Genomic DNA, 22623 nt, shown 5'->3' with positions numbered 1-22623 from the left:
AAGGCCGCGCACTATCGCTGCACCATGCTCACACGTGGGATAGCGATAGCCGAAACTTCGGCGAAGCTGGAGTCCGCTCGTCATCTGCGACCGTGAAGGCCGGTAGAGTTATGCCTCAATATCGCTCCGGCACGTGCATTTCAGGCGGAACCGGCGCCCTGTTATAGTCGGCGTGGCGGATACGATCCGGCAGCTCGATATCCGGTTTCGGAACATCCTCGTAAGGGATCTGCTCGAGCAGATGGGCGATGCAGTTCAATCGCGCCCGTTTTTTGTCCACCGCCTGCACCACCCACCAGGGTGCATCCTTGCTGTGGGTGCGCGCCAGCATTTCTTCCTTGGCCTTGGTATATTCCTCCCAGTGGACACGGCTTTCCATATCCATCGGTGAAAGTTTCCACTGCTTCAGCGGATCGTGGATGCGCATCTTGAAGCGGAATTCCTGCTCCTCATCGGTGATCGAAAACCAGTATTTGATCAGCACGATGCCGGAGCGGACCAGCATCCGTTCGAATTCAGGCACCGAGCGGAAGAACTCCTCGAGTTCTTCCGGGGTGCAGAACCCCATGACGCGCTCGACGCCGGCGCGATTGTACCAGCTGCGGTCGAAGAGCACGATCTCGCCAGCGGTTGGGAGATGCGGGACGTAACGCTGGAAATACCATTGATGGCGCTCCCGCTCGGTCGGGGCGGGCAGCGCGACGGTGCGGCAGACGCGCGGATTGAGCCTCTGGGTGACGCGCTTGATCGCGCCGCCCTTGCCGGCCGAATCCCGGCCCTCGAAAAGCACGACGACCTTCAGCTTCTTGTGCTGCACCCAATCCTGCAGCCGCACCAGTTCGTGCTGCAGCCGGAAGAGTTCGCGGAAATAGATCTTTCGCTCGAGCGTCTGCTCGGCCGGTTCCGACATTCCCTCGGCGACCAGATCGTCCAGCCGGTCCTCCTCCATCTGCATTTCCAGCTCCTCATCGAAGCTGTCGGCGATTTCGGCCTTTATCCGGCTGAGCTGGTCCTGATGTGATTGCGACATGGTTTTTCCCTTCCTGCTTTTGTTGACAGGAGCATGTCAGTGCGAAGGTTATATGACGACCACTGATCGAGCTGAAACGGTTACCCCCGCCTCTCGTTCCAAGCACGCCTTAAAGCTGTTCCGCCCGGTACCGGTCGACCAGGTTTCGGCAGGCGCGGATCGTCAGGGCCATGACGGTGAGCGTCGTGCCGGCGATGCCGCTGCCGGGAAAGGCGCTGGCGTCGGTGACGATGAGGTTCGGGGCATCCCAGACCTGGTTGAAAGGGTTGAGCACCGACACGTCCGGGCTTTCGCCCATGCGGGCACCGCCGGTTTCGTGGATTGCCGCACCCATGCACATGGTCTTGCGAAACCATGTGCGAAACATGAAGCGGCTGAAAGCATCGGCGTCGGGGAAAGCGCCCTTGCCCATCTCCTTGAGGCCGGTGGGCGAGCCGATGAATTCGAGTTCTCCGCCGACCTCGCCCACCATGGCGATCAGCGTCTCCTCCTGCATGCGAAGCAGCGCCTGCTCCTCCGACTGCATGACGCAGCGGATATGCGGCACGGGAATGTTCCAGGCGTCCTTGCGCCCGCCATCGAGGGTGATGCGATTGTCGGCATAGGGCAGCATTCGGCCGAAGCCGAAGAAGGCGAGTCGCGCATCGGCATCTCCCGAAACCGGCGCCCGGCCGACGCTGCCCTGGTAGTCGAAATCGCCGCGGGCGGCATCACCCTCGCCGAAGCGGGGGATGAAGATCCCGCCCGATGGATTGTAGAACGGGTCGGCCGGAGCGGATTCATCCTGCGCCCAGCCCTTCGCCTTCGAAAAGGAGCCGAAGGCGAGGCAGGGAAGCTGGTCCATGAAATAGCGGCCGAGGACGCCTGAGCTGTTTCCGAGCCCGTCAGGATGTCTTGCCGAAACCGAATTGAGCAGCAGCCGCACGCTCTCGATCGGCGATGCGGAAAGAACCACCGTTGCGGCACGGGCAGTCGAAACATGACCCGTGTTGCGATCGATGAATTCCGCGCCGGTAGCGCGGCCGGTTTTCTCGTCGGTGGTGATGCGGCGAACGACGGCGTCGTAGCGGACCGCCAGCCGGCCGGTGGCCTTGGCGTCCCTGAGCGGCCGCGGCATGCGTTCGGCGTCCGGCGCGATGTAGCGCCAGGAGACGACGTGCCTCTCTGGCCAGCGGCTTTCGACTGCCTGCTTGAAGATCTGCTCGGCGGGGGTCAGGCCTGCCGGTTTGGCATAGATGCCATCCGGCAGGCTCGGCACATCATCCTTGTTGCCGTAAAGCCCGAGATAGGTTTCCACCTCGTCGTAAAAAGGCGTGAGCTCGTCATAGGAGACCGGCCAGTCCACGCCCTTTCCAGAGCGCGACCGGATCTTGAAATCGTCGTCGGTCCAGCGCAGCAGCACGCGGCCGAAACTGTGAAGACGCCCGCCGCCCTGGCGGCCGCGGATCCACAGGAAAGGCTCGCCCTTCGGCGTCGTATAGGGATTCTTGTGGTCGTTGACGAAGAAATGGCTGAAGCGCTCGGTAAAAAAAGCCGCCCGCGCCTGGATCGGTTGGCCCTTGATCGTGGCGCGGGCGCGCTCCCAGATATTGATGCTGCTGGCGGGCGCCTTCTTGCGTGCAGGGTCGAAATCTTGAGGCCCGACGGCAGGACCTGCCTCCAGAAGGAGCACGGATAGTCCTTGCGCCGTCAGTTCTTTGACCGCGAAAGAACCCGCCGCGCCGGAGCCGATCACCAGCGCATCATAGACGATCTCAGACATGTCTTTCCAAATCCTGTCCTGGAGCAATTGCTCAAATCGGCGCGCAGCGCGCCGGCAATTGCGAGAAAACAAAGGCGCGGCGCATCAGAGCCGCGATCCATCGGCGCCGAAGAGCGACGCCTTGGCGATATCGAGCCCGGGAGCCACGGCGTCGCCCGGCTGCAGATCCACGTCGCCCATGAGTCTCAGCGAGAGGCTTTGATCGGCCCAGTCGAACCAGACGACCGCATCCGACCCCATCGGCTCGACGACGGAAACGCGGCCGGGAATGGTGGGCAGGCGGCTTGTCGCCCCGTCGAGCACGAGGTGTTCGGGGCGAAAGCCGAGTGTTGCCGGTCCTTCCGCCGCCCCCGCGCTAAAGGCATAGCCGGAGAGCTCGACGGCGAGCCCTTTACTCCGGAAGAGCGGCGAGGCGCCGCTGCGCTCGATCCGGCCTTCGACGAAATTCATCGCCGGCGCGCCGATGAAGCCGGCGACGAAGAGATTGGCCGGACGGCGATAGATCTCGGCCGGCGAAGCGAGCTGTTGGATCAGACCGTCGCGCATGATGGCGATGCGGTCGGCAAGCGTCAGCGCCTCCACCTGGTCATGGGTCACGTAGATCATGGTGTTGCCGAGGCGCTGATGCAGCTTCTTGATCTCGACGCGCAATTCGTTGCGCAGCTTGGCGTCGAGGTTCGACAGCGGTTCGTCGAAGAGGAAGACATCGACTTCCCGCACCAGCGCCCGGCCGATGGCGACACGCTGGCGCTGGCCGCCGGAAAGCTCCGCTGGGCGCCTGTCGAGCAGCGCTTCGAGATGGAGGAGGGCAGCCGTTCGGGCGACACGGGCTTCGATCTCGGCTTTCGGCAGACCGGCGACACGAAGGCCGAAGGAAAGGTTCTTGCGGACCGACATGCGCGGGTAAAGCGCATAGGACTGAAAGACCATGCCGATGCCGCGGTCCTTCGGTTCTTCCCAGCTGACGTTCTTGCCTGAGATCCACACCTCGCCTGATGTAATATCCTGGAGGCCGGCAATTGCGCTCAGAAGCGTTGACTTGCCACAGCCGGAAGGGCCGAGCAGCACCAGGAATTCCTGCGGGGCGATATCGATCGACAGCTTCTCGATCACCGTATGGTCGCCATAGGCGATCTTCAGGTCCTTGACGGAAACGGCAGATTGCATGGAAACGTTACCCCTTGACTGCGCCGGCGGCGATGCCGCGCACGAACCAGCGGCCGGATAGGAAATAGATGGCGAGCGGAACGATGGCGGTGAGGATCGTCGCCGCCATGTTCACGTTGTAGGTCCGCTCGCCCATCGTGGTGTTGACGATATTGTTGAGCTGCACCGTCATCGGCAGGTTGTCGCGCCCGGCAAAAACCAGACCGAGCAGGAAGTCGTTCCAGATGCCGGTGAACTGCAGCATGGAGACAACAACCACCATCGGCACGGCGATCGGCAGCATGATCTCGAAAAAGATCCGCCAGAAGCCGGCGCCGTCGACGCGTGCCGCCTTGCAGAGCTCTTCCGGCATGCTGACGAAATAATTGCGGAAGAGCAGCGTCACCAGCGGCAGGCCGAAGATGACATGCACGAGAATGATGCCGGCGAGCGAATTGTAGAGATCGATATTCGCCATCACCCGGACCATCGGGTAGAGGAAGATCTGATAGGGGATGAGACCGCCGGCCATCAGCAGACCGAAGAGCAGGTTTGCCCCGCGCGGCCGCCAGAGCGACAGCGCATAGCCGTTGACGGCGCCGATGAAGACCGAGAGCGCCACCGCGGGTAGGGTGATCGCCACCGAATTCCAGAAGCCGCTACGAATGCCGACACAGACGGTTCCCATGCAGGCGCCCGACCAGGCGGTCACCCAGGCGGAGAAATCGAGCGTCGCCGGCAGGGCAAAGATCTGACCGAGCCGGATTTCGTCCATCGATTTCAGCGAGGTGACGACCATGGTATAGAGCGGCAGCAGGAAGAAAAGCGCGGCAACGACCAGGAAGGCATAGAGGCCGATCCGCCCGGCCGTCAGGCGCGCCGGTTTCGGGCCGTTCGGATGAGGACCGGTCATCACGCGGCTCCCTTTGCTCTGGCGCGAATATGCATCGCGTAGCGGAAGGGAGCGACGGCGATGATGACGCCGAGGACAAGTACTGTTGCGCCGGCTGTGGCGAGGCCGAGATTCTGGCGCCCGAACAGATTGTCCATAATGAATTTTGCCGGCACCTCAGTCGCATTGCCGGGACCGCCATTCGTCATGGCGACGACGATGTCGTAGGTCTTGATCACGCCCATGGCGAGCAGCATGCCGGCCGCGGCCAGCGCCGGCCCGAGCTGCGGCAGGATGATCGAGATGTAGATGCGCCAGACGGGAATGCCGTCGATGCGCGCCGCCTTCCATTGCTCGGCCTCGATGCCGCGCATGCCGGCAAGCGCGATGACCATCACCAGCCCCGCACCCTGCCATACGCCGGCAAGCACGAGCGCATAGATCGCCATGTCGCGGTTGACCACCCAGTCGAAGACGAAGCTTTCCCAGCCGAGCGACCGCACGCTCGCCTGGATGCCGAGCGTCGGATTGAGCATCCATTGCCAGATCAACCCGGTCACCACGAAGGACATGGCATAGGGATAAAGAAATATGGTTCTGAAGGCGCTCTCAAAGCGGATCTTTCGATCCAGCGCCGCGGCCAGCAGAAAGCCGAGCAACAGGCAGCCTGCGACGTAGAGCACGCCGAAGATCAACACGTTTTGCAGCGATGCGAGCCACTTGGCGGAAGAGAACAGCTTCGAATACTGGGCAAATCCGACGTAGGTCGAGGACGGAAAAAGCGTCGAGTTGGTGAAGGACAGGCGGATCGACCAGACCATGGTGCCAATGAAGACCGCGACCGCGGCGCACCAAGTCGGCAACAGGGCGATGGTGGCGGAAAGATTGGGCTTGCGTTTGATGGGCATCGGCCAGCTCGTTGACGGAAAGCGGGGCACACGCCACCGCGCGAGGCAGCGGCGGCGGCTGCCGCGGCGCCGGGATCAGGCCGACGCCGCAGGCACTATTCTACTCGAAGACGGCGAAGAAATTCTGAGCCGCAGAGGCCGCATCGTTCGAGCCACCGCTCCAGTATTCGTCGACGAAATCGTCGAGCGCGCCGACCTGCTGAGGTGTCAGCAGGATTGCCTGATCCGGGACGATCGCGCCGGAAGCCATGAGCTCGACACCCTTCTGGGCGCAGACATCAAGCTTCGACTTGTCGACATCGGTGCGCATTGGAACCGAGCCCTTCTTCAAAGCGAACTGGACCTGGACGGCGGGATCCATGACGACTTCGGCGAGAAGTTTCTGCGCCTTGTCGGTCGCGGCATTGCCGGTCTTCGGGAACCAGAGGGAATCGGCGATATACACCATGCCCTTGGACTCCGGCACGATCATGCAGCCGTAATCTTTGCCCGGTTCCTTGCCGGCAACGGTGAATTCGCCCTTTGCCCAGTCGCCCATGAACTGGACGCCGGCCTTGGCGGTGATCAGCATGGCTGTTGCGTCGTTCCAGTTGCGGCCGGCAGCCCCGGCATCGACATAGCCGCGCAGCTTGCCGAGAATTTCGAGGGTCTTCTTGACGCCGTCAATGGAGGCCTGGCTCTTGTCCTTATCGACATAGATCTTCAGGAAGCCGTCGATCCCGACCTGCGAGAGCAGGATCATGTTGAAGACCTTGGTCTGCTGCCAGGGCTGCCCGCCCCAGGCAACGGGAACGATGCCGGCAGCCTTCAGCTTGTCGAAGTCGGCGAAGAATTCGTCCCAGCTCTTGGGCTCCTCGGCGATGCCAGCCTTGGTGAAGGCTTCCTTGGAATAAAAGACCCAGCTTTCGCCATGGGCGCCGGTCGGCGAGAGATAGACCTTGCCGTCATAAGAGATGAGATCATGGATCGATTTCGGCAGGACGTCGGCCCATTTGCCGGCAGCGGCGACGTCGTCGATCGGATTGAACAGTCCCTGGCTAACGAAATCCGCCGCCGCAAGACCGATGACGCCCTGTTTGGCTCCCGGCGCGTCACCGGCGACGATACGGTTCTGGAAGGCGGCATCGGCGGCGCCGAAGCCGGCGATCGAGGAATCCTTCCAGACGCCGCCGTGCTTTTCGAATTCGGTCTTGATGACGTTGAGGGCTGCCGCTTCGCCGCCCGACGTCCAGGACGACATGATCTCGATTGTTGGCTTGTCCTCAGCATGCGCCGAAGCGAAGAGACCGGCGAATGCCACGCCGGCAAGAAAAAGCTTCATCATTGTCTTCATTGTTCCACCTCTTGAAAATGCCCTCTTTGCGGGGCGTTCGTTGTCTTCAGGATTGTCTTGTCAGCGATAGATCGGCAGGAGCGCCTGCCGGACGAGCGTCAGCCCATTGGCGATGTCGCGGACCGGATCCGGCGCGGCATCGAGTTCGAGGATCGCCCAGCCTTCATAGGCCCGATCGCGCAGCAGCCGGATCCAGGCCGGCCAGTCGACCCGACCGAGGCCGAAGCCGCAGAAATAGGGACGGTGGCGATCGTGGATATGCTTGTCGATCGGCGTGTCGGCGGGCATGGGGCCGATCGCATCCTTCCAATGGGCGATGATCATCCGCTCGTGATGGCGATCGACGAGTTGAACGGGATCGGAGCCGGCAACGATGATATGGGCCGTGTCCGGGCACATATGCACATAGGCCGGGTCGGTCAGAAGCATCATCAGGTCGACATCACGCGCGGCAGCAAAGATCGAATGTGCCTCCGTATGCAGCGCCAGCCGCACGCCCCTGGCGTAGAGGATCGCTCCGAGCCGGTTCAGAAAATCGGCAATCACCTTGGCGCGGTCGAAATCATGAAACTGTACCGGTTGGGCACCGAGCGTCTGGCGTAAGGGCGCGCCGATCACCATGATGTCGCTGCCGCAGGCTTTCAGGAAGTCGGCATAGCGTTCCGCCTTGTCGATCAGCGCGCGCTGAGCCGCGGGGTCGGCAAAATCACCCGCCGCCTCCAATTCCGCGAAGAAGCCGCTGCAGAGCGTCAAGCCGCGTTTTTCCAGCTCGGCCGCGAAAGCGTCGACCGAACCATAGGTCTTGATCGCATCCTGCCAGTTGAAGGGAGAAAAAGTGAGTTCGACCCCGGTGACGCCGGAGGCCTGGACGCTGTCGAAGATCTTGTTCCAGAAGGGGCGCGGTTCGGCGCGCGCATAGGCGACGATCGCATCATCGCTATCGACGCCCCAGAAGCCGGGATGAAAGAACGTCACGAGATCGACGCCGTAGTGCAGCCTGTCGCCAGTCGCCATAATTTGTCCATTTCTCGAGGCACGACCCATCGGCGTGCGGAACAGCAGTCCCGCATCCAATAAGTCATGGGTTTTCAACGCATTAAGAAATGGCAATCGTTTGCCATTTGAAGATGATAGCCAAGCTGATCTTTTTGGCAAGCGATTTTTGGCAAACGTTTGCTATCGACCATAGCCTGTCTTAAAGTTGCAAATCGAAGCATCCGAGAGAAAGAAATAAACGTGAATAAAAACAAGGATGTGGTCAGCGAGGATCAATCGGGCGCATTGATGGCCGATGTCGCGCGGCTCGCCGGCGTTGCGATATCGACGGTCAGCCGTGCGCTCGCCAACCCGGGGCGGGTCAACGAAAAGACTCGCGCCAAGATCAACGCCGCGGCCAAGCAACTCGGCTATACGCCGAATGCGATGGCGCGCGGCCTCAGGGTCGGCAAATCCAACATCATCATGATCATTCTGCCCGGATCGCTTTATTACGGCGTCTCACAGATCATTCCGCAGGTCCTGCAGAGCATCAACAAATCGCTGATCCAAGGTGGCTACAATCTGATGATCGCCAACCTCGATCGTGATGAGATTTCCGAGCGGCACATTCTCGATCTCGCCTTCGGCGGCAGCGTCCGCGGCGCCATCATTCTGTCGTCGAAGCTTCCCGAGGTCGACGGGCGCTCGCTGGCAAATTCCGGCCTGCCGATCGTGTCGATGCTGCTCGACATGAGCGATGCGGGCCTGCAGAGCGTCGTGACCAATGACCGCGAAGCTGTGCGCGATGTCACGGCCGAACTGATCCGGCTGGGCCATCGGCGGTTTTTCTATCTTGCAGGACCTGAAGGCAATTATCACGACGTCGAGCGCTATGGCGGTGTGCTCGAGGCGCTTGAGGCAGCCGGCTTACCGAAGGAGTCCGTGCATCGCTCGGGTGGTCGCCTCGATTATCAGCACGGTTTCGATATCGGCGTGCAGGCGGCAGACGATTTCGCGGAGTTGGCTGAAAAACCGACGGCGGTCATCGCCACCAGCGACGACATGGCCATTTCATTCGTCAGCCGCATCAAGCGCGCAGGTTTGAGCATTCCCGACGATCTATCCGTCGTCTCCTTCGACGGCTCCCCGGTCTGCGAATTCTCCGCGCCGCCGCTCTCGACGATCGAGCAGCCGGTGGAAGAGATGGGCCGCGCCGCGGTGGAACTCCTGCTCGACGCCATTGGCCAAAAGCAAAACCCGGTCTCGGTGCGCACCATCATCCGCAGCAAGCTTATCCTGCGGGAAAGCATCGCTCCTCCGAAGAGCTGACGCGGCAACACCGGCTGTGTATCTCTGACGCCGCGATCTGATCCATGCAAGCAGCTCTGCTGCTCAGCCTTGCCAAGGATCGACAATGACGACACCGGTGCCGTCGAAATCTCTCACGTTTCGCGTCACCACGGTAAGATTGTGAACGAGTGCGGTCGCAGCAATCAACGCATCGGCCTCGTTGCGCCGGTCGGGAATATGCAGATGCGCGCAACGCGTTGCAATGGCATCGTCGATCGGCAGGATCCGGCCAACGAATTCCGGGCGCACATGGTCGTCCAGCCATGTGCGCAGGCGTGAGCCTTGGCGCGCATCTCGTCGCTGGATCGCAAGCACGCCTCGTTCCAATTCGAGAATGGAGATTGCAGAGAGATAAAAGTCTGAAGCGTTCGCGGTTTCGATCCACGCCACGACTTGAGGATCAGCCTTGCCATCACCAACCTTGCGCAGCTCCGAGATGACATTCGTATCCAGCAGATAGCTCAAGACAGGTCAACTCCGCGGGTTTTGATCTCGACCCGCGTTGGCATGAAGTCAATTTCCGATAAGCCCGGCATGGAAAGCCCATCGACCAGGCTTTGGCGGCTGCCGGAAAGACGTTGAAATTCTTCATATGTCAGAAGCACATGGGACGGCTTGCCGCGGTCCGTTATGATGACAGGCCCCTTTTTTGCAGCTTTCTTCGCACTGCTGACATCGTGATTGAGCTCGCGGCTGGAAAGCGTGGTAACGGTCATGGCATGCCTCATGTAGGTATTTACCTACATATAACACTGCCGGCCGTCAGAACAAGCATTGTGTCGTCGTTGAATTCATTCGTCGACAATATCAGCCATATCTCTGACTAAGCAGGGCCCGTGGCATTGCCGATCTTGCCGTGAGCTTGCAACTCCGGGAGTTCTTTCGGCCGGGAGGGAGATTTTAGTTGTCAGTAATACAATCGTCCATTGCATAGTATTGCCACCAGCACGTTGGGGAGACGGGCATGTGTGCAGAGCTTCTTGAACGTCGGCTGGCGGCTATCTTGGCTGCCGATGTGGTGGGCTACAGCCGTCTTCTGGAGGCAAACGAAGAGGAGACGCTCAACGCCCTTCGGCTACATCGCCGGGAGCTCTTCGATCCTGCCGTCGAAACCCATGGCGGGCATATCATCAAGATAATGGGGGACGGTTTCCTTGTCGAGTTCGGCAGCGTGCTGAGTGCTGCACGTTGTGCGGTCGAAATCCAGCGCGGCATGCTGGAGCGCAACATCGGAATTCCTGCGGACAGGCATTTTGCGTTCCGAATAGGCTTGAATCTGGGTGACATCGTCTTCGACGAGGACGATTTTCATGGGGACGGCATTAATGTGGCAGTCCGGCTGCAAGCCCTTGCGGCGCCTGGTGGTATCGCCTGTTCGGCGGCCGTGCGCCACGAAGTCGCAAACAAGCTCGGCCTCGATTTCGCAGACCAGGGCGAAAAGACCGTCAAGAACATCTCCCGTCCGGTGCACGTCTATTTTGCCGATTGGGGCAATGTCGCCTGCGGTGAAGGCATGCCGCTTGCCACAAACGGCCACACGCAGGCACCCGTCAACAAGCCATCCGGAGCAATCCTGCCATTTGACGGTAGTGATGACGTTTCAAACCCAAATGGCTACGACGAGAAGCAAAAAGACAAATATAAATTCAAAATCGATACTGACACTTCTGGTACAAGCACAGATAAAGTGTGGTCGTTAATTGTTAAACCGGAGCTTGACGCCGGCCCGTTCGACGAAAAACAGAATTTTGGGTTGCTATAAAACTGGATGATATGAACGGTAAGTTCGAAGCGGCACGAAAAACGTTCAAACTCGTCTGACGTCGCGGTCACTTTGTCAATCACGGGTTGCGGTCCAAAGGGTTGACGTCGTTCATCAGGCGCTTCCGACCGACCTGCAACAGATGAGCACGCGAGCCGTCTCCAAAACCGCATTGCTCTTCCACGGTTTCGATTCACCTCGACGGCGCCGGCTGCCATCGGGGCATTCGGCGATATCTTCCATAGGGCGCGGATTGCGCTCCATCAAAACTTCGTCTGACCCCATCAGCCCATACGTCGTGCTACGAAAATCACGACACCGGGCGACGTGAGACTTCAGGTCTGCGCGGTGGAATTTGAAATTCCGAGCATGCATATGGACCTCTCGAAGATCAAGACGCTGATCGACTTTGTCGGACGATCGAATATTACCGAGCTGACCGTGACGGAAAAGGACGTGACGGTTCGGATCTTTCGCACGTCGCCGGCAGAGGCAGGCGTTGCCGAGCCCTCGCAAAAGCCGGAATCGATGATAAACCTCGTCTCCGATGCGCCTTTGAGCGTCGCGAAAACCTCCCATGCGGTGAAGGCGCCCGTCTTTGGCGTTCTGCACCGGGCGCCGGCGCCCGGCGAGCCGCCATTTGTCGCGATCGGCGACGCGGTGGAGGAGGGGCAGACCCTTTTCATCATCGAGGCGATGAAAGTCTTCAATACGATCGCCGCACCGCGATCCGGGCGCATCACGCACCTGACCGATATCGACAATGGCGAGGTCGAGACCGGCGACCTGTTGGCGGAGATCGCCTGATGCCGAAAACCTCGGAACAATCCGCTGCTTCAGAACGCCGCTTCGATACCGTCCTCATCGCCAATCGCGGCGAGATCGCCGCCCGGGTTCAGCGCGCCTGCCGCGAACTCGGCCTGAAGACGGTCGCCATCTGCTCCGAAGCGGACCGGCAAGCGCCCTACGTTACAACCGCAGACCATTTTCTCTGCATCGGCCCGTCGGGTGCGGGCAGGAGCTATCTCAATCAGGATGCCATCCTTCTCGCCGCACGCCTGACCGGCGCCGGCGCCGTTCATCCCGGTTACGGTTTTCTGTCGGAAAATGCCGCATTCGCCGACGCCGTCGAAAAGGCCGAGCTGACTTTCATCGGTCCGACCGCTTCGTCGATCGCGACCATGGGCGACAAGATCGCGGCGAAGCGAGCGATGATGGCGGCCGGCGTACCCTGCGTTCCCGGTCCCGACAGCGCGCTGCCCGACGACCCGGCCACAATCGAGCGCATTGCGCTGGAGATCGGTTATCCCGTCATCGTCAAGGCGTCCGGCGGCGGCGGCGGCCGCGGCATGCGCGTCGTCCCGAAAGCCGATCAGTTGCATGAGGCAATTGCACTGACCCGGGAAGAGGCGCGCAAGGCGTTCGGCTCGCCCGCCCTCTACATGGAGAAATTCCTGGAGCATCCGCGCCATGTCGAGATCCAGGTTCTTTGCGACGATCACGGCAATGCCGTTTGGCTTGGACATCGGGATTGCTCGATGCAGCGGCGCCATCAGAAAGTGGTGGAAGAGGCGCCGGCGCCCGGGATCGCGCCTGAGATCATCCAGCCGGTCGGCATGGCCTGCGTCCAGGCGTGCTGCCAGATCGGCTACCGCGGCGTCGGCACCTTCGAATTCCTTTATGAGGACGGTGCTTTCTACTTCATCGAGATGAACACACGGCTTCAGGTCGAACATCCCGTCACCGAACTGACGAGCGGCATCGATATCGTCCAGGCGCAGATAAAAGCGGCCCAGGGCGAGGTTCTGGATCTCGCCCAGAGCGAGGTCACCTGCGAAGGCCATTCTTTCGAATGCCGCATCAACGCCGAGGATCCCGACACTTTCCTGCCGTCGGCCGGTGTCGTCACTCATCTGACTTTGCCGCAGGGGCAGGGCATCCGGGTCGATACGCATATTCATGCCGGCTACAGGGTCTCGCCCTATTATGACTCGCTGATCGCCAAGCTGATCGTCCACGCGCCGACGCGGGCGAAAGCGATGGCCAGAATGTGCGAGGCGCTTGCCGGAACCGAGATCGAGGGCATTGCCACCAATATCCCCTTCCTGCGCGCCCTGTTCGAGGACCACGCATTCGCACGCGGTGAGACCGATATCCACTATCTCGAGCACTGGCTGAAGCTGCGGAGGAGGGCGGCATGAGCGCCATCGACTTCAGCGATCCCGCAACCATCGCATTCCTCACCGAGGCGCTGACGGCCGCCGGCGTGAAGGGTCTCGAAATCTCCCGGCCGGACGGGCAACTTCGCATCGTCGTTTCGGAGGAGGGCGACGCCCGCATCAGCGTGCCGGCAGCCACACCCCGCGCTTCGAACTCTGCACCTGTCGTTGTGAAGGCGCCGCTGGCGGGGCATTTCTGCGCCGAACATCCGGCCGCCGCTGTCACGCCCCAAACTCTGCCGCGCTTCGTATCCGATGCAGATGTCCTCGGCTTCGTCAGGGTAGGGCATGTGCTGCTTCCCCTTCGCGCCGGCCGTTCCGGTGTCTTGACTAGGCTGCTCGCCGAGCCTGACGCCCTGGTCGGCTTCGGTGACCCTCTGTTCGAAATCGAGCTGCCATCATGATCGCCACGACGAACAGACATGCCTCGCAACGTGAAATCGTTCCGGCTACCCAAAGCCGGGCGCGGGTTTCCTCGATCGGGGCCAGATCCTTCCTGCTCGAGGCGCCGGGCGATTTCGATCTGATCGCGCAGCGGCGGATCTGGGCCCTGTCTCAGACGGTGAGAAGCTGGGCGGACCTTGCCGAAAATATTCCCGGAATGACCAACCTGCTGGTTATCTTCAAGGAGACGCCCGAGGATCCAGATGCGGTGGTCGCCCGGCTGCTGGAGGCATGGGAGCATGCGCAGAGCATCGATCTCAACGGCAAGACCATCGAGATTCCCGTCCATTACGGCGGCGAACATGCGAGCGATCTTGCGGCCCTTTGCGATCTCTCGGGCTTAAGCGACCGTGAGGTCGTCCGCATCCATCATGAAGCGACCTATCGGGTCTTCGCCTTGGGCAGCGCGCCGGGTTTCGGCTATCTGCATGGCCTCGATCCGCGCATCTACATGCCGCGAAAGACCGTGCCGTCGCTGAAGATGCCGAAGGGCTGCGTGACGATCGGCGGCATGCAAACCGGCGTCGCCATGCTGACCGGCCCCAATGGCTGGAACTCCATCGGCTTTGCGACACTCGAGATGTTCGACCCGACCGCCCAGAACCCCGCCATGATGGCGCCTGGAGATACGGTGCGGTTCCTGCCGGCAAGGATTGAGCTATGATCGAGATCTTGGAAAGCGGCCCGTTCAACACGGTGCAGGATCTCGGACGCCCCGGCTATCGCGACATCGGCGTGTCGGCGAGCGGCGCGATGGATCCGCTTGCGGTCAGGATCGGCAATAGTCTCGTCGGCAATGACGAGAATGCGGCGGTGATCGAGGTGCAGACCTTCCCGTTCAGCCTGCGTTTCGAGCGGCGCGCCGTCTTTGCCGTGACCGGCGCCGACGGTCATCCTCACCTCGAGGGATCGGAGCTCATTCCCTGGTGCGCCTATATGGCAGAGCCCGGACAGGTTCTCGAACTGAAGCAGCCCCCGCGGCGGGCGCGCGCCTATATTTCGTTCGGCGGCGGGCTGGATATTCCAGTTGTCATGGGGTCGCGCAGCACGTCGCTGCGGGGCGGCTTTGGCGGCAATGCCGGCAGGCCGCTGGCGAAGGATGATCGGATCACGGTCGGCGAGGATGCGGAGATCGCCATGCTGCCGGCCACTGGCCTCGCCGTCGTCGAGCCGGGCGTGGCACTGCGCGACGTCTTCCCAGCTCCCGTCGACGGCGCGCTGCCGATCCGCGCTCTGCCTGCCGGCGAGCATGGTCTTTTCGCCGGAGACGGCGAAGCCTTTTGGGGCCAGACCTGGCGGATTTCCTCGCGCAGCGACCGCACGGGCTACCGCCTGTCCGGCGAGCCGATCACGCCGACTGCCTCCATCGAAATGCGCTCTCACGGCGTCGTGCCCGGCGTCATCCAGGTTCCGCCCGGCGGCGAACCGATCGTGCAGATGAGCGATGCGAATACGGCCGGCGGCTATCCGAAGGTCGCCGGCGTGATCGAATGCGACCTCTGGCGGCTCGGGCAGGCCCGCATCGGCGCCCGCCTGAAATTCGTCCGGTCGACGCATGCGGAAGCGCGCGCGGTCGAACAGGCCGTCGCCCGTTATGTAGAGGATATCAGGCTGACATCCGGGATGGTCAAGCGCGCCCTGAAGGCGATGGCCTAAGCGGAGCGAAAGGAGGAACTGATGAAGATCGATCTGAATTCCGACATGGGCGAAGGATTTGGTCCCTACCGCCTGTGCGACGACGAAGCGATGTTGAAAATCGTCTCTTCGGCCAACATCGCCTGCGGTTTCCACGGCGGCGACCCCGATACGATGGGGCGGATGGTGCGGCTGGCAAAGCAGAATGGCGTCGGCATCGGCGCCCATCCCGGCCTGCCCGACCGGCCGGGCTTCGGCCGGCGTGAAATACCCTTTCAGGCAGACGAGCTTCGCCAGCAGATGCTCTACCAGCTCGGCGCGCTGATGGCGATCGCCAGAGCCGAGCGCGTCACCGTCTCCCATCTCAGCTTTCATGCGGCCATGGGCAATATGGTCAACCGCGATCCTGTTCTCGCCGACCTGATGATGGATGCGATCGCAACTGTCGACGCCAATCTCGTCGTCTTCGTCACGTCAGGCAGCGAGATAGAAGGGGCTGCCAAACGCGCGCACCTGAAAACGCTGGCGCTCTTCCTCGCGGACCGGGCCTATGACGCCGGCGGCAGGCTTGTTGCGCGCGGGCTGCCGGGCGCCGTCATCAAGGACGAAGCCGCCGTGCGCGCCCGTGTGCGAAAATTCCTCCTCGACGGCAGCGTCGAGACCAGCGACGGCGGTGTGATCGCCATGCCGGCGCGCTCCATCCTCGTCCACAGCGACACGCCGGGCGCCCTTGAGCTTGCTGGCATCGTGCGCGCCGAGATCGAAGCCACGGGCGCGACCCTCGCACCTGCCGCCGAACTCGCCGAATAACGCAATCCCGATCGCCTGCGGGCGGTCTCTCGTTTTCAATTCCTCATCGAAGGATCATGTCGATGTCCATTATCGCCGACCGCCTGAAAAACGTCTCCATTTCAGCATCCGCCGCCATGACCCAGCGCGCCCGGGAATTGGCTGCCAAGGGGATCAAAGTCGTCAGCCTCTCCTCCGGCGAGCCGGATTTCCCCACCCCAGCACATGCGATCGAGGCGGCCCACGCGGCAGCGCTCGCCGGCGATACGAAATATCCGCCGATGGACGGCACGCCGGCGCTCAAATCCGCCATCATCCGGAAGTTCAAGCGCGACAACAATCTCGACTACGACGCCAGCCAGATCGTCGTCTCGGGCGGCGGCAAGCAGGTGATCTTCAACGCCATGCTGGCGACCTGCAATCCGGGCGACGAGGTCGTCATCCCCACGCCCTCCTGGGTCAGCTATGCCGACATCGTCAAATTCGCCGGCGGCGTACCGGTTCCGGTCCCCTGCCATGAGCAGACCGGCTTCAAGCTGCGCGCGGAAGATCTGGAGGCTGCGATCACGCCGCGCACCAAATGGCTCTTCCTGAATTTCCCGAACAATCCGACCGGAGCCGCCTGCTCTCGGGCTGAGATGGCCGCCATCGCCGAGGTCATGCTGCGCCATCCAAACGTCTGGATCATGACCGACGATATTTACGAACATCTGGTCTATGACGACTTCCAGTTCTGCACGATCGCGGAGGTCGAGCCGAGACTGTACAATCGCGTCCTGACGATGAACGGCGTCTCCAAGGCTTACGCGATGACCGGCTGGCGCCTCGGATTCTGCGCCGGATCGAAAGAGCTGATCTCGGCGATTAGCAACGTCAACGGCCAGAATGGCGGCGGCATTGCGACGCTGACCCAGGCGGCGGCAACCGCGGCGCTGGACGGGCCCCAAGACCTGCTGAAGGAGCGCGCCGCTATCTACAAGACGCGACGCGACTTCGTTCTCGACAAATTATCCGAAGTGGAAGGGCTGCGCTGCCACCGGCCCGAGGGCGCCTTTTATATCTATCCCAACATTTCGGAGCTGATCGGCAAGACCAGCAAGGGCGGGCGCAAGATCGAGAGCGACGTCGATTTCGTCATCGGTCTGGTGGAGGAGCATTATGTCGCGACCGTGCAAGGCGCGGCTTACGGAATGAGCCCCTTCTTCCGTATTTCCTACGCGACAAGTCTGGAAAAACTGGGCGAGGGCTGCGCGCGGATCGCCCAGTTCTGCAAGGATATGCGCTAGCCGGCAGCCACCTCAGGCTTTCAGCCGCGCCGTCAGCTCGAGAAGAATGTCGCGGACGGCAAGCGCCGGCTCCGACAGGGGATTCTGATCGGAAACGCAAAGCGACAGCGTTTCCTCGATCCGCGGCGAGACCAGCCGGCAGATCAGCGGCTCGCTCGATTCCGAGACGATGCGATCGGCAATCGCCTTCGGCATGATCGTCGCGCCGAGGCCGCTGCCGACCGCGCGGGCGAGTGTGCGCACGATCTCGACTTCCGCCACGACCTTCAAATTGGTGCGCGTGCGGGTGAAGGCCGTATCGACCGCACGGCGGACGAAATTATAGGCCGGCGGCAGGAGCATCGGTATGCCGTCGAGAGCGTTGACCGGAACGGGTTTCGTATCCGCTTCGATGGCAAAGTCGCGATGGGCGACCAGGAAAAACTCTTCACTGAGGATCGGTTCGAAGCGCACGCCTTTGATCGGTCCGGTTCCATGCAGAAGCGCCATCTCCAGCCGGCCGTTCATGATCATCTGGCTATAGGTCTGGCCGACGCTTTCGGTCAGGTGCAGCAGAATACCGGGATGCCGTTTCCGGGTTTCCGCCAGCAGATCGACGGAGAGCGTCGCCGCACTGCTGAACGGCACCAGGCCGACCGACACGCGCCCGGCAAGCGAATTGCCCGCCGCCGATGCATCGGCCTGCGCCTGCTCCATTTGCCGAAGGATGATCTGGGCATGGCGATATACCGCGTGTCCGGCATCGGTCATGCTGACGCCCTGCTGGCTGCGGATTAGCAGCTTGTGGCCGAAATGCTCTTCCAGCGCCGCGAGCTGCTGGCTCAGAGCCGGCTGGGCGATATGCAAAAGATCCGCCGCTCGTGTGATGCTGCCGCTGTCGACGATCACGATGAAGGATTTGAGGCGTCTGATGTCCATGGGGATCGGGGTACCATTCTGATCTGCGGATGGCATGTTTGCAGAGGCGCCTTGCTTTTGCAACGCGGCGCGGCCTGAAGCGAGGCCGCGAGAGAATACCGGCATCGCCGCTTTCTCTTCTTCGGCAGACCGCACCGGCTCCATAACCGTTGCTTATTGCTCCAGAGATAATCGGTCTTAGGCAAGGGGTTAAAGCTTCGCTACTGTCTCAATCAACCACAAGGGAACGACTATGCCATTCTCCGACTACAAGACTGCACTGGTGACCGGCGCCTCCTCCGGAATCGGCGCAGCCGTGGTTGAGCGGCTTCGCCGGGAGAACATCGAAGTCCATGCCGCCGCCCGCAGCGCAGAGGCACTGCAGCAGTTGGCAGAACGTACGGGCTGCATTGCCCATGCCATCGATGTGACCGACCGCCCGGCGATCGCCGAGCTCGCCGGCCGGGTGGAGTTCGACATTCTCGTCAACAATGCCGGCGTCGATCGGCCGAAGAAGTTCCTGGAAGCCGACGAGGGCGATATCGATCTCCTCGTCGACGTCAATCTCCGCGCGGTTCTACACATCTGCCGCCTCGTCGTGCCGGGCATGGTGGCGCGCGACCGCGGCCATGTCATCAACATTTCGTCGATTGCCGGCGCCTATAATTTCGGCGGCAACTCCTCCTATCACGCCACCAAGGCCGGCGTGAGCATGCTGTCCAACCAGCTGCGCATCGACGCTTTCGGCAAGCGGGTGCGGGTCACCGAAATCTGCCCCGGCCGGGTCGCCACGGATATTTTCAATCACGTTCATGGCAATGATCCCAGCATCCGGGAAAAGTTCATCGACGGTTTCGAATTGCCTGAAGCGACCGATATCGCCGACGCGATCGCTTTCGCCATATCGGCTCCCGTCGCCGTCAACATCGGACATATGGAGATCACGCCGACGCTGCAGGTCATGGGCGGCCTGCAGACCGCAAGGCCGCAGCCGAAGACAGATCCATCTGGGAAGCCAGGCTCGTGAGCGGCTTCGACCTTTCGGCAATCCTGGGGAATCCCGAATATGCCGCCATGCTGCTGCATGGCATCGAGATGACCTTCATCATCTATGCCGGGTCCTGGTCGCTGGCGATGGCGCTCGCACTGCTGCTGCTGGCTGTGCGCTTGTCGCCCTTTCGCTTCGGCGCTCCGTTAGTCGCAGCTTACGTATCCTACCATCGCAACGTGCCCACCCTTGTTCAGCTGATGCTGTGGTATTTCGGGATTTTCACCCTGATGCCGAATGGGGTGGCAACATGGCTTGCAAGCCACAATGCCGAGGCGATCTTCGCGGTGATCGGGCTCGGGCTCTGCCAGGCAGCCTATTTCAGCGAAGATCTTCGTTCGGGCGTGCGCTCGGTCGGTCCCGGCCAGATGGAGGCAGCCCGCGCGCTGGGCCACGGTTATGTCTCGGCGATGCGCTTCGTCATCATGCCGCAGGGCGTGCGCAACGCGCTGCCGCCGCTCATCAATCACAGTGTCTCCCTGTTCAAGAACAGCAGCCTCGCCGTCGTCATCGGCGCGTCGGAACTGACGCATGCCGTCAAGGAAATCGAAAACCTCAGCTTCCGCACCTTCGAAATCTACCTGATCGGCACAGTTCTCTACCTCTTCTTCTCGCTCGTGATCATGAGCATCGGCGCCTATCTGTCGATGCGCGCCGATCCTGCCAGGAGTGCGCGCGCATGATCCACGACATGATCGCCATCGTCCGCGACTACTGGCTGCTGCTTCTGATCGGCCAATATCCGAACGGACCGCTCGGCGGGCTCGCCAATACGTTGATCCTGTCGGCGCTCAGCATCGCTCTCGCCTTTCCGATCAGTATCCTGTTTGCCATAGCGAGGCTCTCCAAATCGCCGCTGCTGCGCTGGCCGGTTACCGCCCTTGTCTATTTCACCAGGGGCGTGCCTCTCTTGATGCTCATCCTGTGGAGCTATTTCCTGGTGCCGCTGCTGACCGGCGCCGACGTACCGAGCTTCGTCACCATGCTGACGACGCTCGTGGTCTATCAGAGCGCGTTTTTGAGCGAAGTCGTCCGTGCCGGCATCGTCGCGCTCGGGCCTGGCCAGATGGATGCGGCACGGGCGCTTGGCCACAGCTATATCGGCGCGATGCGCTACATCATCCTGCCGCAGGCGCTCTACAACATGATCCCGAGCATCCTCTCCACCTTCGTCTCGACAATCAAGGATACGACGCTCGGTTACGTGATCAACGTGCCGGACCTGACCTTTGCCGCAAGTCAGGTCAACAATCAGCTGCTGACGCAGCCCTTCCAGGTCTTCCTCATCCTGGCGATCGTCTACTTCGCCATCTGCTGGACGCTGACCTACTTCGCAAATCGCCTCGAGCGGCGCATCACGCGGCGGCGTGCGGGACTTCTCAACGTCTCCGCCGCCGTGGTCACGCCGTCGAAAATCGTATCGGAGCAGCTATGACCATGTCCGTTTCAACGCAGGAATCGCAGATGATCCGGCTTTCGCAGGTCTGCAAGAGCTATGGCGACTATCCGGTTTTGAAGGACATCGACGCTGAGGTGGCGCGCGGCGAAGTCGTCGTCATCTGCGGACCGTCTGGTTCGGGGAAATCCACGCTGATCCGCACGATCAATCGCCTCGAGGAGATCAACAGCGGATCGATCACGCTCGACGGGCAGAACATTCACGCCTCCATGCGGGCAAAGGCACTCAACGCGATGCGCAGCCGGATCGGCTTCGTCTTTCAGAATTTCAACCTGTTTCCGCATCTCTCAGTGGCCGAAAACGTCTCGATGTCGCCGATCCGGGTGAAGGGCGTCGCGGCCGATGTCGCGCACGAAAAGGCGCTCAAGCTTCTCGACCGGGTCGGCCTTGCCGACAAGGCCCGCGCCTATCCCGGCCAGCTGTCGGGCGGCCAGCAGCAGCGGGTGGCGATCGCCCGTGCTCTGGCCATGGAACCGCCGGTGATGCTGTTCGACGAACCGACCAGTGCGCTCGATCCCGAAATGGTCGGCGAGGTGCTCGCCGTCATGAAGAGCCTGGCCTCCGAAGGCATGACCATGCTCTGCGTCACCCATGAAATGGGCTTCGCCCGCGATGTCGCCGATCGGATCTGGTTCATCGATGCCGGCCAGATCATCGAAACGGCAGCTCCCGAGGACTTCTTCAGCAATCCGACCCATCCCCGGGCTCAGCGGTTCCTCGCTGATCTCAGGCATTGATACCTAACCATTAAAAACAAAGGAGAACAGCAATGAAGTGGAAATACCTAAGCCTCACCGTCGCATTCGCCGGCATGGCAGCCGCCTTGCCCGCGAAAGCCGATCAGCTCGACACCATCATGTCGGCAAAGACCTTGCGCTGCGCGACGTTCGCCGACGTTCCTCCCTTCGCCTCGCCGGATCCGAAGACCCGCGAGATGGCCGGTTTCGACGTCGATCTCTGCGGCGCCATCGCCAAGGAATTGGGCGTCAAGGCCGAGATCAAGCCGGTTTCGGTCGAAGCCCGCGTGCCGGAGGTCAAGCTCGGCCGCGTCGACATCACCGTTGCCAACCTTGCCTATACGCTGAGCCGCGCCGAACAGATCCAGTTCAGCGATCCTTATTATCTCGCCAAGGAAATGCTGATCGTGCCGGCCGACGATGCCGGCAAGACGAAGGCCGATTACGCCGGCCAGCGCCTGGCTTCGACCAAGGGCTCGACATCTGAGATGTCGATCAAGCTGAACAAATCCGACCCGCTGACCTTCCAGGATACCGCCTCGGCCTATCTCGCCGTCCAGCAGGGCAAGGCCCGCGGCATGGTCGCCAACACCATGACGACGACCAAGTTCGTCAATGAATCGAAGAGCAAGGGCAAGGAAATGCGGATGATCGAGGAGGTGATGCTCTATCAGCCGATCGGCATCGGCATGGCCAAGGATCAGCCGGCCCTGACCGCCAAGATCAACGAGATCCTGCACAAGCTCGACGAGTCCGGTGAAATCAACAAGATCTGGGACAAGTGGCTCGGCCCGAACACCGAGTACAAGATGACCCGCACCGACAAAGTCGTGCCGCTCGCGCAGCTGAAATTCGACCCGATCCCGTAGACCGACCGGTCTCGGAACCTCCCGAACATTCAACCGAGATAAGACGGCGGGATTTGCCCGCCGTCTACCAACGATGTGA

23 protein-coding genes and 1 pseudogene are annotated in these 22623 nt (G+C 61.5%); 14 read left to right on the top strand and 10 right to left on the bottom strand.

Annotation, left to right across the window (positions count from 1 at the left end; genetic code table 11):
• Positions 1–115: 115 nt before the first annotated feature.
• The 7 genes from ppk2 to K6N12_RS16625 form a co-directional block, all read right to left on the bottom strand.
• Complete coding sequence (ppk2, locus tag K6N12_RS16655) at positions 116–1030, bottom strand: polyphosphate kinase 2 (protein WP_097626116.1); 915 nt, start codon at positions 1028–1030, stop codon at positions 116–118.
• 109 nt (positions 1031–1139) lie between these two features.
• Positions 1140–2792, bottom strand: a complete 1653-nt coding sequence (locus K6N12_RS16650) for a GMC oxidoreductase (RefSeq protein WP_222148889.1) — start codon at positions 2790–2792, stop codon at positions 1140–1142.
• Positions 2793–2876: 84 nt separating this feature from the next.
• Complete coding sequence (locus K6N12_RS16645; RefSeq protein WP_097626118.1) at positions 2877–3959, bottom strand: ABC transporter ATP-binding protein; 1083 nt, start codon at positions 3957–3959, stop codon at positions 2877–2879.
• A 7-nt stretch (positions 3960–3966) separates the two neighbouring features.
• Positions 3967–4851, bottom strand: coding sequence for a carbohydrate ABC transporter permease (locus K6N12_RS16640; RefSeq protein ID WP_222148888.1), 885 nt, complete (start codon positions 4849–4851; stop codon positions 3967–3969).
• Positions 4851–5738 (bottom strand): carbohydrate ABC transporter permease, encoded by an 888-nt coding sequence (locus K6N12_RS16635; protein ID WP_222148887.1) that lies wholly within the window; start codon positions 5736–5738, stop codon positions 4851–4853. The genes K6N12_RS16640 and K6N12_RS16635 overlap by 1 nt, the downstream gene beginning before the upstream one ends.
• A 100-nt stretch (positions 5739–5838) precedes the next feature.
• Positions 5839–7071, bottom strand: coding sequence for an ABC transporter substrate-binding protein (locus tag K6N12_RS16630; protein ID WP_222148886.1), 1233 nt, complete (start codon positions 7069–7071; stop codon positions 5839–5841).
• A gap of 60 nt (positions 7072–7131) precedes the next feature.
• The gene (locus tag K6N12_RS16625; protein ID WP_222148885.1) at positions 7132–8085 is read right to left on the bottom strand and encodes a sugar phosphate isomerase/epimerase family protein; all 954 of its coding nucleotides are present in this window, start codon (positions 8083–8085) and stop codon (positions 7132–7134) included.
• Positions 8086–8307: 222 nt separating this feature from the next.
• Here K6N12_RS16625 and K6N12_RS16620 point away from each other — a divergent pair, with 222 nt between their 5' ends.
• A complete protein-coding gene (locus K6N12_RS16620; protein WP_097626123.1) occupies positions 8308–9378 on the top strand; it encodes a LacI family DNA-binding transcriptional regulator in 1071 nt (356 codons plus the stop codon).
• 63 nt (positions 9379–9441) lie between these two features.
• On the opposite strand, the gene K6N12_RS16615 is transcribed toward K6N12_RS16620, so the two are convergent.
• Together K6N12_RS16615 and K6N12_RS16610 are read right to left on the bottom strand one after the other, a co-directional pair.
• Entirely contained in the window at positions 9442–9864 is a 423-nt protein-coding gene (locus tag K6N12_RS16615) for a type II toxin-antitoxin system VapC family toxin (RefSeq protein ID WP_097626124.1), read from the bottom strand.
• Positions 9861–10115: a type II toxin-antitoxin system Phd/YefM family antitoxin gene (locus K6N12_RS16610; RefSeq protein ID WP_037093691.1), complete on the bottom strand. Its 255-nt coding sequence runs from the start codon at positions 10113–10115 to the stop codon at positions 9861–9863. The genes K6N12_RS16615 and K6N12_RS16610 overlap by 4 nt, the downstream gene beginning before the upstream one ends.
• A gap of 248 nt (positions 10116–10363) precedes the next feature.
• Between K6N12_RS16610 and K6N12_RS16605 the strand changes: the two are divergent.
• The 8 genes and pseudogenes from K6N12_RS16605 to K6N12_RS16570 all read left to right on the top strand — a co-directional run.
• Positions 10364–10981, top strand: a pseudogene (locus K6N12_RS16605) (adenylate/guanylate cyclase domain-containing protein); the annotation flags it as partial.
• 555 nt (positions 10982–11536) lie between these two features.
• On the top strand, positions 11537–11968 hold the full coding sequence (locus K6N12_RS16600) for an acetyl-CoA carboxylase biotin carboxyl carrier protein (protein ID WP_222148908.1): 432 nt from the start codon (positions 11537–11539) through the stop codon (positions 11966–11968).
• On the top strand, positions 11968–13362 hold the full coding sequence (gene accC, locus K6N12_RS16595) for an acetyl-CoA carboxylase biotin carboxylase subunit (protein ID WP_222148884.1): 1395 nt from the start codon (positions 11968–11970) through the stop codon (positions 13360–13362). The genes K6N12_RS16600 and accC overlap by 1 nt, the downstream gene beginning before the upstream one ends.
• Positions 13359–13784, top strand: coding sequence for an acetyl-CoA carboxylase (locus K6N12_RS16590; protein WP_097626126.1), 426 nt, complete (start codon positions 13359–13361; stop codon positions 13782–13784). Before accC ends, K6N12_RS16590 begins: the two co-directional genes overlap by 4 nt.
• Complete coding sequence (pxpB, locus tag K6N12_RS16585) at positions 13781–14488, top strand: 5-oxoprolinase subunit PxpB (RefSeq protein WP_222148883.1); 708 nt, start codon at positions 13781–13783, stop codon at positions 14486–14488. The genes K6N12_RS16590 and pxpB overlap by 4 nt, the downstream gene beginning before the upstream one ends.
• Positions 14485–15480, top strand: coding sequence for a 5-oxoprolinase subunit C family protein (locus K6N12_RS16580; RefSeq protein ID WP_097626128.1), 996 nt, complete (start codon positions 14485–14487; stop codon positions 15478–15480). Before pxpB ends, K6N12_RS16580 begins: the two co-directional genes overlap by 4 nt.
• Positions 15481–15501: 21 nt before the next feature.
• Positions 15502–16269 carry a 5-oxoprolinase subunit PxpA gene (locus K6N12_RS16575; RefSeq protein WP_222148882.1) on the top strand — a complete coding sequence of 256 codons (768 nt, stop codon included), beginning with the start codon at positions 15502–15504 and terminating at the stop codon, positions 16267–16269.
• A 62-nt stretch (positions 16270–16331) separates the two neighbouring features.
• Entirely contained in the window at positions 16332–17534 is a 1203-nt protein-coding gene (locus K6N12_RS16570; protein WP_183855772.1) for a pyridoxal phosphate-dependent aminotransferase, read from the top strand.
• 12 nt (positions 17535–17546) lie between these two features.
• Here K6N12_RS16570 and nac read toward each other — a convergent pair whose 3' ends face one another.
• The gene (gene nac, locus K6N12_RS16565; protein WP_097626324.1) at positions 17547–18452 is read right to left on the bottom strand and encodes a nitrogen assimilation transcriptional regulator NAC; all 906 of its coding nucleotides are present in this window, start codon (positions 18450–18452) and stop codon (positions 17547–17549) included.
• Positions 18453–18684: 232 nt separating this feature from the next.
• On the opposite strand from nac, the gene K6N12_RS16560 reads away from it, so the two are divergent.
• Genes K6N12_RS16560 through K6N12_RS16540 form a run of 5 tightly spaced genes read left to right on the top strand, consistent with a single transcriptional unit; the run spans position 18685 to position 22544 of the window.
• Positions 18685–19458, top strand: coding sequence for an SDR family oxidoreductase (locus K6N12_RS16560; RefSeq protein ID WP_222148881.1), 774 nt, complete (start codon positions 18685–18687; stop codon positions 19456–19458).
• On the top strand, positions 19455–20162 hold the full coding sequence (locus K6N12_RS16555) for an amino acid ABC transporter permease (protein WP_097626131.1): 708 nt from the start codon (positions 19455–19457) through the stop codon (positions 20160–20162). The genes K6N12_RS16560 and K6N12_RS16555 overlap by 4 nt, the downstream gene beginning before the upstream one ends.
• The gene (locus K6N12_RS16550) at positions 20159–20914 is read left to right on the top strand and encodes an amino acid ABC transporter permease (protein WP_131711167.1); all 756 of its coding nucleotides are present in this window, start codon (positions 20159–20161) and stop codon (positions 20912–20914) included. The genes K6N12_RS16555 and K6N12_RS16550 overlap by 4 nt, the downstream gene beginning before the upstream one ends.
• The gene (locus K6N12_RS16545; protein WP_131711168.1) at positions 20911–21675 is read left to right on the top strand and encodes an amino acid ABC transporter ATP-binding protein; all 765 of its coding nucleotides are present in this window, start codon (positions 20911–20913) and stop codon (positions 21673–21675) included. Before K6N12_RS16550 ends, K6N12_RS16545 begins: the two co-directional genes overlap by 4 nt.
• Positions 21676–21707: 32 nt before the next feature.
• Complete coding sequence (locus tag K6N12_RS16540) at positions 21708–22544, top strand: ABC transporter substrate-binding protein (RefSeq protein WP_222148880.1); 837 nt, start codon at positions 21708–21710, stop codon at positions 22542–22544.
• Positions 22545–22623: the final 79 nt, after the last annotated feature.

It is taken from the genome of Rhizobium redzepovicii (assembly GCF_019793435.1).
GTDB classification, from domain to species: domain Bacteria; phylum Pseudomonadota; class Alphaproteobacteria; order Rhizobiales; family Rhizobiaceae; genus Rhizobium; species Rhizobium redzepovicii.
Note: the sequence above shows the minus strand (reverse complement) of the source record. Positions and strands in the feature narration are given on the sequence as shown.

Excerpts from the sequence above, each read along its gene's own strand:
- K6N12_RS16580 (WP_097626128.1), top strand. The coding sequence starts at position 14,485 with ATGATCGAGATCTTGGAAAGCGGCCCGTTCAACACGGTGCAGGATCTC.
- K6N12_RS16570 (WP_183855772.1), top strand. The coding sequence starts at position 16,332 with ATGTCCATTATCGCCGACCGCCTGAAAAACGTCTCCATTTCAGCATCC.
- K6N12_RS16560 (WP_222148881.1), top strand. The coding sequence starts at position 18,685 with ATGCCATTCTCCGACTACAAGACTGCACTGGTGACCGGCGCCTCCTCC.
- K6N12_RS16640 (WP_222148888.1), bottom strand. The coding sequence starts at position 4,851 with ATGACCGGTCCTCATCCGAACGGCCCGAAACCGGCGCGCCTGACGGCC.
- ppk2 (WP_097626116.1), bottom strand. The coding sequence starts at position 1,030 with ATGTCGCAATCACATCAGGACCAGCTCAGCCGGATAAAGGCCGAAATC.
- K6N12_RS16650 (WP_222148889.1), bottom strand. The coding sequence starts at position 2,792 with ATGTCTGAGATCGTCTATGATGCGCTGGTGATCGGCTCCGGCGCGGCG.
- K6N12_RS16645 (WP_097626118.1), bottom strand. The coding sequence starts at position 3,959 with ATGCAATCTGCCGTTTCCGTCAAGGACCTGAAGATCGCCTATGGCGAC.
- K6N12_RS16635 (WP_222148887.1), bottom strand. The coding sequence starts at position 5,738 with ATGCCCATCAAACGCAAGCCCAATCTTTCCGCCACCATCGCCCTGTTG.
- K6N12_RS16630 (WP_222148886.1), bottom strand. The coding sequence starts at position 7,071 with ATGAAGACAATGATGAAGCTTTTTCTTGCCGGCGTGGCATTCGCCGGT.
- K6N12_RS16575 (WP_222148882.1), top strand. The coding sequence starts at position 15,502 with ATGAAGATCGATCTGAATTCCGACATGGGCGAAGGATTTGGTCCCTAC.
- K6N12_RS16545 (WP_131711168.1), top strand. The coding sequence starts at position 20,911 with ATGACCATGTCCGTTTCAACGCAGGAATCGCAGATGATCCGGCTTTCG.
- pxpB (WP_222148883.1), top strand. The coding sequence starts at position 13,781 with ATGATCGCCACGACGAACAGACATGCCTCGCAACGTGAAATCGTTCCG.
- nac (WP_097626324.1), bottom strand. The coding sequence starts at position 18,452 with ATGGACATCAGACGCCTCAAATCCTTCATCGTGATCGTCGACAGCGGC.
- accC (WP_222148884.1), top strand. The coding sequence starts at position 11,968 with ATGCCGAAAACCTCGGAACAATCCGCTGCTTCAGAACGCCGCTTCGAT.
- K6N12_RS16625 (WP_222148885.1), bottom strand. The coding sequence starts at position 8,085 with ATGGCGACTGGCGACAGGCTGCACTACGGCGTCGATCTCGTGACGTTC.
- K6N12_RS16540 (WP_222148880.1), top strand. The coding sequence starts at position 21,708 with ATGAAGTGGAAATACCTAAGCCTCACCGTCGCATTCGCCGGCATGGCA.
- K6N12_RS16610 (WP_037093691.1), bottom strand. The coding sequence starts at position 10,115 with ATGACCGTTACCACGCTTTCCAGCCGCGAGCTCAATCACGATGTCAGC.
- K6N12_RS16600 (WP_222148908.1), top strand. The coding sequence starts at position 11,537 with ATGGACCTCTCGAAGATCAAGACGCTGATCGACTTTGTCGGACGATCG.
- K6N12_RS16590 (WP_097626126.1), top strand. The coding sequence starts at position 13,359 with ATGAGCGCCATCGACTTCAGCGATCCCGCAACCATCGCATTCCTCACC.
- K6N12_RS16550 (WP_131711167.1), top strand. The coding sequence starts at position 20,159 with ATGATCCACGACATGATCGCCATCGTCCGCGACTACTGGCTGCTGCTT.